The 13,555-nt window shown below is 54.9% G+C and carries 14 protein-coding genes and 1 pseudogene; 13 read left to right on the forward strand and 2 right to left on the reverse strand.

Going from position 1 to position 13,555, the window contains the following annotated elements; genetic code table 11:
- From ACMGEE_RS21080 to fliZ, 6 genes are all read left to right on the forward strand, one after another.
- Positions 1–77 (forward strand): flagellin (locus tag ACMGEE_RS21080; protein ID WP_394148208.1); only part of this gene is annotated, 77 nt, incomplete at its 5' end.
- 81 nt (positions 78–158) lie between these two features.
- The gene (locus ACMGEE_RS21085; RefSeq protein ID WP_436830613.1) at positions 159–3,797 is read left to right on the forward strand and encodes a glycosyltransferase; all 3,639 of its coding nucleotides are present in this window, start codon (positions 159–161) and stop codon (positions 3,795–3,797) included.
- An 80-nt stretch (positions 3,798–3,877) separates the two neighbouring features.
- Positions 3,878–4,693, forward strand: a complete 816-nt coding sequence (locus tag ACMGEE_RS21090; protein ID WP_301729412.1) for a glycosyltransferase family 2 protein — start codon at positions 3,878–3,880, stop codon at positions 4,691–4,693.
- 235 nt (positions 4,694–4,928) lie between these two features.
- A complete protein-coding gene (locus ACMGEE_RS21095) occupies positions 4,929–5,897 on the forward strand; it encodes an HNH endonuclease signature motif containing protein (protein WP_253460514.1) in 969 nt (322 codons plus the stop codon).
- Positions 5,898–6,040: 143 nt separating this feature from the next.
- The gene (locus tag ACMGEE_RS21100) at positions 6,041–6,763 is read left to right on the forward strand and encodes an RNA polymerase sigma factor FliA (protein ID WP_253460517.1); all 723 of its coding nucleotides are present in this window, start codon (positions 6,041–6,043) and stop codon (positions 6,761–6,763) included.
- 42 nt (positions 6,764–6,805) lie between these two features.
- Positions 6,806–7,309 carry a flagella biosynthesis regulatory protein FliZ gene (gene fliZ, locus ACMGEE_RS21105; RefSeq protein ID WP_253460520.1) on the forward strand — a complete coding sequence of 168 codons (504 nt, stop codon included), beginning with the start codon at positions 6,806–6,808 and terminating at the stop codon, positions 7,307–7,309.
- 325 nt (positions 7,310–7,634) lie between these two features.
- On the opposite strand, the gene ACMGEE_RS21110 is transcribed toward fliZ, so the two are convergent.
- Entirely contained in the window at positions 7,635–8,039 is a 405-nt protein-coding gene (locus ACMGEE_RS21110) for a site-specific integrase (RefSeq protein ID WP_301253398.1), read from the reverse strand.
- Between the two features lie 261 nt (positions 8,040–8,300).
- Between ACMGEE_RS21110 and ACMGEE_RS21115 the strand changes: the two genes are divergently transcribed.
- The gene (locus tag ACMGEE_RS21115; protein ID WP_253460523.1) at positions 8,301–8,579 is read left to right on the forward strand and encodes a type II toxin-antitoxin system RelE/ParE family toxin; all 279 of its coding nucleotides are present in this window, start codon (positions 8,301–8,303) and stop codon (positions 8,577–8,579) included.
- Complete coding sequence (locus ACMGEE_RS21120) at positions 8,579–8,866, forward strand: HigA family addiction module antitoxin (RefSeq protein WP_253460526.1); 288 nt, start codon at positions 8,579–8,581, stop codon at positions 8,864–8,866. The genes ACMGEE_RS21115 and ACMGEE_RS21120 overlap by 1 nt, the downstream gene beginning before the upstream one ends.
- 34 nt (positions 8,867–8,900) lie before the next feature.
- Here ACMGEE_RS21120 and ACMGEE_RS21125 read toward each other — a convergent pair.
- A pseudogene (locus ACMGEE_RS21125) lies at positions 8,901–9,160 on the reverse strand (Ogr/Delta-like zinc finger protein).
- Between the two features lie 533 nt (positions 9,161–9,693).
- Between ACMGEE_RS21125 and ACMGEE_RS21130 the strand changes: the two are divergent.
- The 5 genes from ACMGEE_RS21130 to tcyN all read left to right on the forward strand — a co-directional run bounded on the left by ACMGEE_RS21130 (position 9,694) and on the right by tcyN (position 13,393).
- Complete coding sequence (locus ACMGEE_RS21130; protein WP_301253397.1) at positions 9,694–9,915, forward strand: hypothetical protein; 222 nt, start codon at positions 9,694–9,696, stop codon at positions 9,913–9,915.
- A gap of 205 nt (positions 9,916–10,120) precedes the next feature.
- Positions 10,121–11,107, forward strand: coding sequence for a D-cysteine desulfhydrase (locus ACMGEE_RS21135; protein WP_253460532.1), 987 nt, complete (start codon positions 10,121–10,123; stop codon positions 11,105–11,107).
- A gap of 65 nt (positions 11,108–11,172) precedes the next feature.
- On the forward strand, positions 11,173–11,976 hold the full coding sequence (gene tcyJ / locus ACMGEE_RS21140; RefSeq protein ID WP_125290927.1) for a cystine ABC transporter substrate-binding protein: 804 nt from the start codon (positions 11,173–11,175) through the stop codon (positions 11,974–11,976).
- Positions 11,976–12,644 (forward strand): cystine ABC transporter permease, encoded by a 669-nt coding sequence (gene tcyL / locus ACMGEE_RS21145; RefSeq protein WP_253460535.1) that lies wholly within the window; start codon positions 11,976–11,978, stop codon positions 12,642–12,644. Before tcyJ ends, tcyL begins: the two co-directional genes overlap by 1 nt.
- Positions 12,641–13,393, forward strand: coding sequence for an L-cystine ABC transporter ATP-binding protein TcyN (gene tcyN, locus ACMGEE_RS21150; protein ID WP_436830614.1), 753 nt, complete (start codon positions 12,641–12,643; stop codon positions 13,391–13,393). Before tcyL ends, tcyN begins: the two co-directional genes overlap by 4 nt.
- The last annotated feature ends 162 nt before the right edge of the window (positions 13,394–13,555 follow it).

Consider the following 13,555-nt stretch of genomic DNA (forward strand, 5'->3'; position numbering starts at 1 on the left):
TCCTTCAGCAGGCTGGTACCTCCGTGCTGTCAAAAGCCAACCAGGTTCCACAGGGCGTTCTGTCTCTGCTGCAGTAATCTCGCACGACACGTTTCGTCGACCCGGCTACGGCCGGGTTTTTTCTGTCTTGCCCACATAAGATGGCGCGGAGAAAAAGTATGAATCGTCTTTTAATTACTATTGATCAACTTAACCGGTTAACTGATACAGAAACGACCCTGATGGATGTGGTCGAGCATTTTCACGCGCAGGGCTGGCAGATTGACCTGGTCACGCGACTGGTGGAAGGCACCTATTTACGGCGGCTGAAGGCGTTGCAGCGAAGCGGCAACGTGCAGTGCTTTATGGAAGATGAGCATCCGCTGGCGGCCCACTACGATTTGATCTGGATTTGCCAGGGCTACATGAGTCTGAAAATGATCTCGGCTCTGCAGAAAGGCGAAATATCTGGCGTTTGCGTTTTTCAGCACTACTACGCCTATGCGGACCAGGACCTGCCCTATGGCGCGGCGCTGGAAAACAAACTGGCGGCCTACAGCCTCGCCGTTTCCGCCATCTCCTATGCGAAACTCGCGCTGAAAGGCATCGATCAACGCAAACTCCATATATTTCCTCTTTCCGTTAGCGACAGCTTCGCTCAGGTACAGCCGCAGGCTATGCCGCCGCTGTCGCGCATTTTGCTGATCTCTGAAGAACAAAATGACGCCATTGGCGAGCTGCGGACGCTGCTGGCCGCGAAGGGCATCAGCCTTGACCATATCAACGCCCGACGTCGCGAGGTTGAGCTGACGCCTGAGTTCCTTTCCACCTATCAGCTGGTGATGGCACAGACTCGTCCGGTGGTCCAGGCGCTGGCTGCCGGTGTCCCTGTTTATCTTACCGATACGGTTTCCGGCGCGGGCTATGTAAACGGCGAAACGCTGGAAGCGGGGCTGGATTCGCATTTCCTTGCCGATTACGGCAGTGCACCGCATCAAAGCCCTGAAGAGTGGGTACAGGATATCGTTGAGCCTTATGCCGATGCCTGGCAGTGGACGCAGGGCTTCTGCGAAGAAGCTTTCCGGCAGTGGTCGCTCAGCGCGCAGATCGAGGCCGTGCTGGCCCGCTTGCCGAAAGCGGACAGGCTGCAGGTTACCGAAGCCGAAGCCGCCAGCCTGACGCTGCACCGCAAGGTGATTGCCGACGACGCCGAAAAATCCCGCGTGCTGGAAAGCTGGCTGAAAACGCGCCAGCCTTCCGAAGCGCGCATCAGCGTGCTGCTCTCCTTTATTAACCAGATGCCGGAAACCGGCAATATCGGCCTGGCGATCCTCGATCCGCACGGCGACAGCGCCGCCGTTGAGAAGACGCTTGCCTCGCTGGAGGCTCAGTATCTACAGCCGGCCCTGGTGGAAAAAGTGCGCGACAGCCAGCAGCTGGCCGGGCTGTTCAGCCAGACGCAGGCCGATTCCTTGCTGCTGGTCACCGCCGGCAGCGAGCTGATGCCGTGGGCGCTGCTGGTCTTTGCCGAGCACCGTCTGCGCCAGCCTGACGCCGCGCTCTGGTACTGCGACAGCGTCACGGGCGAAACCCTGCTGGCCGCCGAAAGCCTGTTTAAACCCGATCTGAATATCGATCTACTGCGCAGCCAGCCCTATATTGGCGAACAGATGCTGATTAACGTCGCGGCCGCGCGTGAGGCGGGCGGTTTCGACGCTGGTTTTACGCGCCTGGGCGGCATCGATCTGGCGTGGAAATTTATTGAAACCCGCGGCGCGCAGTCCATCGGCCATATCGCCGACGCGCTGATGCTGGTGCCGGAAACGGCGGAAAGCTGGCTACAGCTGCCGGAAATCGTGGCGGAAAGCGCGGCCGTGACCGCTGCGCATCTGGCGCGCTGCAATCTGCCCGCCGTGGTCGAGCCGGGCCTGCTACCGGGGCTGCATCGCGTACGCTTTACTCATCAGCAGCAGCCGCTGGTTTCCATTGTCATCCCGACGCGCGATCGCCTGCCGCTGCTGCGCCGCTGCATCGAAAGCCTGATGGAAAAAACGCAGTGGCCACATTATGAACTGCTGATCGTGGACAACAATTCTCAGGACGAGGCGACCTGTGACTATCTGGCGCAGCTTGAGGCGCTGAATATCGCTCAGCTGCGCGTGCTGCGCTGGCCGCAGGCGTTCAGCTTCTCCGCGATCAATAATTTTGCCGCCGAGCAGGCGCGCGGCGATCTGCTGCTGTTTTTAAATAATGATACCGAAATCGTTGAGGGCGAGTGGCTGTCGGCGATGGTCGAACACGCCACGCGTCCCGAAGTGGGCATTGTGGGCGCGCGGCTGGAATACCACGACGGGCGCATCCAGCATGCCGGCATCGTCGCGGGCGTGGGCCTCGGCGTCTCGCCGGTTTACGACGGCGTCAGCGTGGATAACACCGGCTATATGCAGCGCCTGCAATCGATCCTGAACGTGACCGCCGTCAGCGCGGCCTGCATGATGGTGCCGAAAGAGGTCTTTGTCGAGCTGGGCGGCTTCAGCGTCGATGAGTTCCCGGTCTACCTGGGCGACGTGGATTTTGCGCTGAAGGCGCGTGCCAGCGGCTATCTCACCGTATGGACGCCTTACGCGCGTCTGCTGCATATGGGCGGCGCAACCCGCGTGCTGGGCGAAGAAGTCGGCATTGCGTCCCATGTCGGGCCGGAGATGTTCGATACGCTGCGTGAAAAATGGCGCGGCCAGCTCAGCGTGGATGTCAGCTATAACCGTCAGCTCACCAAGGTTGGCGGCAACTTCCAGCTGGGCACGCGTCAGTCGCGCTATCAGCAGCCGCTGCCGGGCCGACCGCTGCCGGTAATGATGGCCTGTCATAAAAACCTGACCGGCTGCGGCAACTATCGCGTGATCAAGCCGTTTAAGGCGCTGGAAGGCAATCTGATACTGGAAGGCGGCCTGACGCACGGCCTGCCTGCGGTGATGGAGGTGGCGGAAATTCAGCCCGATACGCTGCTGCTGGAGCTGGTGACCGACGTCTCCATCCCCGAGCGCGTGAAGCAGTATCGTCAGGTCAGCAATACCAAAATCATTATGGAATATGATGACTACATTCCAAACCTGCCGCTGAAAAGCGTCTTCCGCAAGCAGCTGCCGAAGGATATCGTGCGCCAGCTGCGCCGTTCGGTAGAGCAGGCGGACTGGCTGGTGGTCTCCACCGTGCCGCTGGCCGAAGCCTATGCGCCGTTCCATCACGACATTCGCGTGGCGCAGAACCGCCTGGACGATCAGTGGGCCGCGCTTAACAGCCTGCGTCGTCAGGGGAAAAAGCCGCGCGTCGGCTGGGCGGGCGGCAGCAGCCATACCGGCGACCTGGAAATCCTTCTGCCCTTTATGAAAGAGCTGGAAAACGAGGTCGAGTGGGTCTTTATGGGCATGAAGCCGCAGAACGTGAAGTGCGAATTCCACTACGGCGTGCCGTTCGAGTTTTATCCCGAAAAGCTGGCGACGCTGAACCTGGATCTGGCGCTGGTGCCGCTGGAGATGAACTTCTTTAACGAGTGTAAAAGTAACCTGCGTCTGCTGGAGCTTGGCGCCTGCGGCGTGCCGGTGATCTGTACCGATATTGAGCCTTACCGCTGCGATCTGCCGGTCACCCGCGTAACCAACCGCTACAAAGACTGGATGAACGCCATTCGCGAACATCTGGCCGATATGGACGCGCTGGCGGCCAGGGGCGACGCGCTGCGCGCCGGCGTATTCCGCGACTGGATGCTGCGTGACGAAGGCCTGACGGACTGGCAGAACGCCTGGCTGCCGCGCGGCTAGCTTCAGGTGATTTTTATGGCTGACCGGGAGCGCCTGGTCAGCCCGCTTTAATTAAAAAGTACGGCTTGCAAGGGGGCAGGATGATTGGCGGAAAAAAAATTGGCGTAGGCATCGTGACCTATAATCGCAAAGCCGGACTGATAAAACTTTATCAGTCGCTGCCTCGCGATATTATCGACGCGTTAGTCGTGGTTAACGACGGCGCTTATTATCCCGAACTCGGCGAGCTGGATTGCCATCTTCACCATAACGAAGTGAATCAGGGCGTTGGCCGCAGCAAAAATATTGCGCTGCGCTATCTTCAGGCTCAGGAAGTCGACCATTTCTTTCTGATCGAAGATGATATTTTCGTTAAGGATCCGTCCGTTTTTGCCCGTTATATCGAATTATCTGCCCGCACCGGCATTCAACATTTTAATTTTAGCCAGCATGGCGATAAAAATGTGCAGCCGGACGGTACGCCGCGTCCTTGCTATATTATGGATTACGGCGATTTTGTTATGCCGCTGTATCCGGCCTGCGTGGGCGCATTTTGCTATTACTCCAGAGCCTGCCTGGAAAAAGTCGGGCTGATGGATGAAATTTACTATAACGCCGTGGAGCATCTCGACCACACCTATGCCGTTATTAAAGCGGGACTGCATCCGTCTTATCACTATTTTCCGGATTTGGATAATTCAGGCCAGTATCTGGGCGATGAAGGCTGGAGCCCGCAGCAGTCAACGATTTCCGGCAAGCTCTCTTCCCGGGCCATAAGCCTGGTCGCCGCGACGTACTTCCAGGAAAAGCATGGCTGCCTGCCGCCGAAAATTCCTGCGGTATCGACCGAGGCATTGAAAAAAGAGCTGGCTACGCTGAAAAAGCGTTATGCCATTAGCGCCAGCCTGGTTAGCTAACCGTTTTCTGCGTTATTCACTTCTGCTTCTCTGGCACGCTTCGCTTTTCTGGCGAAGCGGGTCTTTTTATCTCGCCTGTTTTTTTTGCCTGAAACTTGCCGTCTGGCCCGTATCCAAAAGCCGCTTATTTTGTTATCACACTCAGGTTTTGCCCTTGCGGCACTGGAGAAAAAATGCGCCAGGCCGATAACTCTTTTTTATAACAATTCATTTTGATCCTCTTGCGGAGTGTGACATGCGCTTCAATTACGACCTGCTGCCTGGCGAACTGTTGCCGTTTGATGAAATTGCCGAACGCTATGGCCAGAAATACCCTGAGGATAAATCGCTAACCCCTCATGGATTACTCAGTCCTTCTACCTCCAGCAAGAACTGGATTATCCGGGCGATTTTCGCCAGCAGGGATATCCACGGCGCGCTGGAGGATGTGCTTTTTATCTCTAACGATAACGAACGTAAAAATTATTTGCAGCGCTTTGAGCACTACCTGCAAAAACAGGAGAGCTTTCTCTATTTTCGTCGCCCGCCCGCACCCGCGCCGTGGAACGTCTGGAAGGTGATGGGCGAGAGCAAGGTGGTGGCGATGCTGGATCCGGCCTCGATTATGGCGCAAAGCCTGATGGCACAGCGTGGTTTTACGCTCAGCCTGCTGCGCACCGATGAGGAAGACGAGTACTGGCAGCTGTACGACAGCCAGACGCGGCCCTGTTTTGAATATGCGAGACAGCTCCAGTTCCTGGTGGTGCTCAGCTCGCCGCTGCTGCCGCCTACGGCAGGCGTAATGCCCGGCACGCAGGTAGGGCGCCGCGTCAAAGCGCGTCTCTGGCAGCGCATCAGCCAGCAGTCTTTCAGCACGGCGGTGCGTGAACGCTACGGCGCCTGCGTGATCACCGGCACCAAAGTGCATGAAAATGCCAGCTACCCGTGGGTAGAGGCCTGCCATATTGTGACGGAAGAGAACGAAAGCGGTTTTCTGAAAGACAATAACGTGGATAACGGGCTTTTTCTGCGTAGCGACCTGCAACGGCTGTTCGCCAGCCATCTGCTGTTGATTGATGGCGAGACGGGCAGGATCTCTTTTCGACACAGCCTGCCAGCCGATGAAGAGTTAAGCACTGCTTATCAGGATCTTGCCGGTAAAACCTGTGCATTATGGGAGCAGGTGCCCACAGCGACACGGCAGAGACTGCTAAGGTTGCGTTAGCTTTCCGTAAAAAGCGGTGCCCGACGCCGCTTTTTTCCACAAAAATGAAATAACCCGCCTTTTTTACCGCTATTCCTCCAATCAATCCGCACTACAGAAACAGATAATCATGCCGATAACTTAACTAACGCAGGATAGTCATAGTGAACGATCTATATACCGTCGGTGGCGTGATGGATAAAAACTCGCTGTGGCAGCGCTATGTGCCGCTGGTGCGTCATGAGGCGCTGCGCTTACAGGTCAGGTTGCCAGCCAGTGTTGAACTGGACGACCTCCTGCAGGCGGGTGGCATTGGGCTGCTGAATGCCGTCGAACGTTACGATGCGCTGCAGGGCACGGCATTTACTACCTATGCCGTACAGCGCATACGTGGCGCGATGCTGGATGAATTACGTAGCCGTGACTGGGCGCCTCGCAGCGTGCGTCGTAACGCGCGCGAAGTCGCCACCGCCATGCATCGCGTCGAACAAAGTCTTGGAAGGCCGGCCAGCGAGCAGGAAGTCGCGGCACAGCTTGACGTGTCATTAGAAGAGTACCGGCAGATCCTGCTGGATACCAATAATAGCCAGCTGTTCTCTTACGACGAATATCGTGAGGAACATGGCGACAGCGCGGAGCTGGTGACGGAAGGCCACGAAGAGGCTAACCCGCTACACCAGTTAATGGAAGGGAATCTGCGCGAACGCGTCATTGAAGCGATCGAGGCGCTGCCCGAACGCGAAAAAATGGTGCTGACGCTTTATTACCAGGAAGAGCTGAATCTGAAAGAGATTGGCGCAGTGCTGGAGGTCGGGGAATCCCGTGTCAGCCAGCTGCACAGTCAGGCGATAAAACGCCTGCGCGCCCGGTTAACGGGAGCGCGCTGACGGAGTCAGTTTTGCACTCTCAACACCAACCGGGGACTCCAAATGGGATCCAAAATTAAAATGAGGCCGCTGAGCCGCTATTTGAAAGATTTTAAGCACAGCCAGACTAACTGTTCACACTGTAGTAAAGTTCTCGACCGTATGGCGTTGGTTTTCCGCGGGCAGATCATCAATAAAGAGGCGATCGCCCGCATGGACCAGCCGATTGACGACCAGGTCTGGTCAAAGCTCCAGCTTGAGCTGACCGCGCTGTGTCGTTTTTGCAGTGATATTTACTGCAATACGAATCCTACCTATTTTGACATCATGGCGTTTAAACAGTATCTGTTTGAGCAGACCGAGATGAGCCACAGCACGATCCGCGAATATGTTGTTCGCCTGCGTCGCCTTGACGGGATGCTGTCGGCCCGTAATTTTCCGGCGGAAAGATTGGCCGGCAACAGCTGGCACGAATGTCTGGAAAACGATCTTCCCGATGCGGGCAACAATAATTACCGCATCGCCCTGCGCAAATACGATCAGTTTTTAGGCTGGCAGCGCAATTAGATTGGGACGACAGCCTCTTTTACGTTACCTTTTAGCTATGTTTTGTAAAACCGTAATAACTTTTCCTGCGTTGTTAAGGGATTGGTTAAGTAAAGGCTTACAAAATAAACTTATAAAAAAAATACCTCTGAAAAAGTTACAGCGGTTTGTAACGGTTTCTGACATGTCTGAATGTGGGCATGACGTGGACATCAGGGCAGCGCAATATCGCTGCCCTGAATTTACAGTATCAGCAGTCCTGAACTGTTAATCTGCCAGCCAACGGCCCCAGCGCGATGGTATTTTCCCGATCTCAAAGCTATATGCGCATAACTCATCGTCAGCGCTATGCTTGCGAGCCCACACATTTGCTGTAAAACATGATATTTCCCTCGTTCATCATGACGTGACCAGTAAATATATGCCGCAATATGTGGAGTGATTGGCCTGGCGGGATATCGGGTTTAATTTGTTTGCGCACCCCACAGAATTTTCTGCAATCGACATTAAACAAGCTGGTGCTGGCTGTCGACATCATGTTGTGTTCTGGCTCTGCCGAAATCGGAACCGCACGCCGTTTACCGTTTTTGGTTTTCAAATACATGACGCGACAGTTAACAATCTGCGACCGTTTTAAAGTGACAACTTCTGTCCGGCGCCCGACTGCACTGAGTGCTACCAGAGCCACCAGGCGCGCATCACCGGCCAGCGTATTGAACAGGGCGGCGATTTCATCTTTGCTAAATGACATCTCCTGGATCAGTACAGGCAGTGAGCCAGATCCTCTAATCGGATCCTCACCCGAGCATTCGCTAATCTCCGCCAGCCGTGTGAACATGCCTGGCAGTGGGTAGATCTCACGATTATTCGCGCCGGGCTAAACAACTGTGAACCAATGCCTGATGCAACATCAGTTGAACATCTGAAAATTGCTCCCTAAAAGCAATGCGTGTTGCGCACCGCGCATCGGCGGTGTTATTATGCGCATAACGCAACACAGGGAGTGATTAACGTGATCAGGAGTTTTAAGCATAAGGGGCTGAAGAAATTTTTTGAAACTGGCTCAACGGCTGGGATTGATTCACGCAACGCTGACAAAATCGCGTTTCGCTTGTCTGCACTGGATAACGCTAAAATCATTGATGACGTTGATATTGCCGGTTTTAACCTGCATCCCCTGCGAGGGGATCGGGCGGGGATCTGGTCTGTGACGGTAACAGGCAACTGGCGAATAACCTTTGAATTTACAGACGGTGATGTATTTATCATTAATATGGAGGACTACCACTGATGGGCAGAATGTTTAATCCCCCTCATCCTGGGGGGCTAATCCGCGAGTCTATGGAATCGCTCGGGCTGAGCGCACGTCAGCTTGCATCGGCGCTGCACGTTGCACCCTCAACGGTTCAGCGGTTAATTGTGAGTAAGTCTGACATATCTCCTGAGATGGCGCTAAGACTTGCAGCCGTCCTGGGTGGTTCTGCTGACGTGTGGTTGGCAATGCAGCGCGATCACGATTTATGGCGTGCACGGCAGCGTATCGATCTGTCAGTGCTGCACAGATTGCAGCCTGCATAAGCGCATAAAAAACCCCGCGTTTGCGGGGTGTCCGCTATCTGGCTTGTAACAAATCTAACGCCATCTGCCGTTCTTCCGGCGTAATCAGCCCAATCAGTTTTTTTTCAGCAGGTCGTTACCAGCGCGCGCTGGGCTGAGCGTATGCGAAAACGACTGATTCGTCACGAAAGTGTGGTCGCATTCCACGTCAGAGCACTGGCAATAAATATCTGACGGTTCGGGATGCTTGCGGTTAGTCTTCCGTATGATTGCTTTGGCATTGCATTGCGGGAAAATAATTTTTAGTACGCGCATAGCCATACTCATTCATCAACCAACGCACTGACAACTCGCGCCCAAGGGCTACTGTACCGATCGCAAAGTGAAAAGTTGAAGCCAGTTTCACTTTTTTCCAGAAAATATTGGGGAAGTATCGTATAAAATGCAACATACGGAAAAGAATACAGTTATTGCTGTTTTTCGCAATTTGAATGAAATTTCAAGAGGGAGAATATGCAGGGGCGATTAGTTTTTTAAATTAAAACTATACGTTAAAAAAATTATTATTCTTTAAGGAGCTGAAATACCTTACGGATAGAAATAGCTATCCCTGTTAGTTATTCTTGACACGGTTTATTGGACGAAAGGGAAAATGTATGGATGCAAAATCTATTGCCCGTGGGGTAGTTGAGGGTATCTCGTCAGTACCTTCTGGGATGTATGACGGCGTAATCAGAACCTGGCATCTGATGAAAATCTTGATATGGTTTATTTTTTGGTCGAGCCTGCGCTTGAACCTTATCTGAAATATATCAACAGTAGCCCAATGATTTGTAAGGCGGTTCAGCATGAACTCTGCAAAATCCTCGCTAAGTAAATTGGGCAAAATTGCCAGCTGGGGCGCTTCTCATTTTCTTGAGGCCATGATTACCGGACTTTGCTCAATAGCTGCTTTTTTGTCGTTGTTTCTGCTGGAGGGTGGTGTAATGAAAACAGTTGGCTTTGTCGGCTTCTTTGTTTTGGGATACCTGCTTTCACTTGGACTCGGACTGCTGAGAGGAGAGCGTTAGCGCTTTGCTTTCACCTGGACCTGGACTATTGAGAGGAGAGCGTTAGCGCTTTGCGATCCCTGATAGCTTATAATATGCAAGCCCGCCTGGAAGCGGGTTTTTTTATATAGTCAATGTGTGGTATTGGCTTAAAACCATTTTTTTCAATATGTTATCCTTGCCTTCGCAACAGTAAGGATGACTTTTTGCTGCTGTGGAGGCTACGTTGTCCTTACATCTTTTACACTCATTTCCCCGTCTGGAACTGCTTGGCGCACCGACGCCGCTTGAGCATCTGCCTCGTCTTTCCGATTATCTGGGGCGCGATATTTTTATCAAACGCGACGACTTCACGCCCGTAGCCCTGGGCGGCAACAAACTGCGCAAGCTTGAGTTCCTGGCGGCGGATGCGCTGCGCCAGGGCGCGGACGTGCTGCTGACCGCCGGCGCTATCCAGTCTAACCATGTCCGTCAAACCGCCGCCGTGGCCGCAAAGCTGGGCCTGAAGTGCGTGGCGCTGCTGGAAAATCCGGGCATTACCCATCTTGAAAATTACGCCACTAACGGCAATCGCCTGCTGCTGGACCTGATGGATGTGGAAGTAGTCATGGTTGATGCGCTGCACGATCCCGCCGCGCAGCTGGCTGAACAGTGTACGCGGCTGGAAGCGCAGGGCTTTCGGCCTTATGTAGTGCCGGTTGGCGGCTCCAACGCGCTGGGCGCGCTGGGATACGTAGAATGTGCTCAGGAAATTGCTCATCAGAGCGAAGGCGTGGTAGATTTTGCCGCTGTCGTTGTTGCCTCCGGCAGTGCCGGAACCCATGCCGGTCTCGCCGTAGGACTGGAGCAGCTGCTGCCGGACACCGAGCTGGTTGGCGTAACCGTTTCGCGCAGCGTTGCTGAACAGCAGCCTAAAGTGGTCGCTATTCAACAGGCGCTCGCCGCGCAGCTTGAGCTAACAGCGCAGGCGCCCGTGACGCTCTGGGACGACTATTTCGCGCCGGGCTACGGGATGCCGAGCGAAGAGGGCACGGAAGCGATCAAACTGTTGGCCAGGCTTGAAGGGATATTTCTGGACCCGGTCTATACTGGCAAGGTAATGGCCGGATTGATTGACGGCATCGCACAAAAGCGTTTTCGCCGCGAAGGCCCGCTACTGTTCGTTCACACGGGTGGTTCGCCGGCGCTGTTTGCTTATCATCCTCTGCGGTGATCCGCGGGCCTTCGGAAAGAAAGCTGACTACACACTATTAATCTGCATCTCAACATGGAGCGCTTATGAATTTTTCTCTGGTTCGTCGCCAACTGGTAACGGGAATGATGTCGCTGGCGCTGGTGGCTGGCGTTGCCACCAAGGCTACTGCTGCCCCGGAAAACCTGCTGAATAAAGTAAAAGAACGCGGCACGCTGCTGGTGGGCCTGGAAGGAACCTATCCGCCATTCAGCTTCCAGGACGAAAACGGCAAACTGGCCGGTTTTGAGGTCGATTTCGCCAACGCCCTGGCACAGCATCTGGGCGTCAAGGCCAGCCTGAAACCGACCAAGTGGGACGGCATGTTGGCCTCGCTGGACTCAAAGCGCATCGATGTGGTGATCAACCAGGTCACCATCTCCGACGAGCGCAAAAAGAAGTATGACTTCTCTACGCCTTATACCGTTTCCGGTATCCAGGCGCTGACCAAAGCCGATAAGGCCGACAGCATCACTAAGCCTGCCGATCTCAGCGGCAAAAAAGTGGGGCTGGGACTGGGCACCAACTACGAGCAGTGGCTGCGTGAAAACGTGAAGAACGTCGATATCCGTACTTATGACGACGATCCAACTAAATATCAGGATCTGCGCGTTGGCCGAATTGATGCGATCCTGGTTGACCGTCTGGCCGCGCTGGATCTGGTGAAGAAAACCGGTAAAACGCTGGCGGTAGCCGGCCCGGCCTTCTCTCGTCAGGAAGCGGGCGTGGCGCTGCGCAAAGACAACCCGGAAATGCTGGCGGCGGTCGATAAAGCCATTGCGGACATGCAGAAAGACGGTTCGCTGGCTAAGATTTCCGACAAATGGTTTGGCGTGGACGTAACTAAATAATGCAGGAAAGTTTACAACTGGTGCTGGATTCAGCACCATTTTTACTGAAAGGCGCGCTTTTCACCCTCCAGCTCAGCATCGGCGGCATGTTCTTCGGGCTGCTGCTGGGCTTCGTGCTGGCGATGATGCGTCTTTCCCACTTCTGGCCCATAGCCTGGCTGTCGCGTTTCTACGTGTCGATATTTCGCGGCACGCCGCTGATCGCCCAGCTGTTTATGATCTACTACGGCCTGCCGCAGTTCGGCATTGAGCTGGATCCAATCCCTTCCGCCATGATTGGCCTGTCGCTGAATACGGCGGCCTACGCTTCCGAATCGCTGCGCGGTGCTATCGCCGCCATCGAGCGCGGCCAGTGGGAAGCGGCGGCCAGTATCGGCATGACGCGCTGGCAGACGCTGCGCCGGGTTATTCTGCCGCAGGCCGCCCGTACCGCGCTGCCGCCGTTAGGCAACAGCTTTATCAGCCTCGTGAAAGATACCTCGCTGGCCGCCACCATTCAGGTGCCGGAGCTGTTCCGCCAGGCGCAGCTGATCACCTCGCGCACGCTGGAAGTTTTTACCATGTATCTGGCGGCTTCGCTGATTTACTGGGTGATGGCGACTTTACTCTCCATGCTGCAAAGCAGGCTGGAAAACCACGTTAACCGCCAGGATCGGGAGGCAAAATGAGCGCCATTGAAGTCAGCGGGCTGGTGAAGAAATTTAACGGCCACACGGTGCTGCACGATATCGATCTGGAGGTCGCTTCGGGCGAAGTGGTGGCGATAATCGGCCCAAGCGGCTCGGGCAAAACCACGCTGCTGCGCAGCATCAATCTGCTGGAAACCCCGGACAGCGGCACCATTAAAGTGGGCAATATCCGTATTGATGCCGCCGCCGACATGAACCGTCAGAAAGAGCAGGTACGCCGTCTGCGCCAGCAGGTAGGCTTTGTTTTCCAGAACTTTAATCTGTTTCCCCATCGTTCGGTGCTGGAAAACATCATTGAAGGGCCAACCATCGTGAAAGGCGAACCAAAAGCCGAAGCGGTGGCGCGTGCGCGTCAGCTGCTGGAGAAGGTTGGGCTGGCGGGCAGGGAAGAGAGCTATCCGCGTCGGCTTTCCGGCGGCCAGCAGCAGCGCGTGGCTATCGCCCGTGCGCTGGCGATGCGCCCGGAGGTGATCCTGTTCGATGAGCCGACCTCCGCGCTGGATCCCGAGCTGGTAGGCGAAGTGCTCAATACCATCAGGGCGCTGGCGCAGGAGAAGCGCACTATGGTTATCGTCACGCATGAGATGAGCTTTGCGCGTGACGTTGCCGATCGCGCCATCTTTATGGATCAGGGTCGCATCGTGGAGCAGGGCAGCGCAAAAGCACTGTTCAGCCATCCCGAACACCCGCGCACCCGTCAGTTCCTGGAAAAGTTTCTTTCGCAATAACCCTGTAAAATTGCCGGTTAATTCCGGCAATTTTCAGCGCGCCAGCTGAATAAGCTTTTTCTTAAATATCTTTCATGCCGCTTCGTTATAAAATAGCCGTTCTTCCTGCGTAAACAGCTCTCCCGCCTGTGCTTTCCCTTACCCGCCTTCGTTTTGGAGAAG

This window comes from Erwinia artemisiae (assembly GCF_051400835.1).
Lineage (GTDB): Bacteria > Pseudomonadota > Gammaproteobacteria > Enterobacterales > Enterobacteriaceae > Erwinia > Erwinia aeris.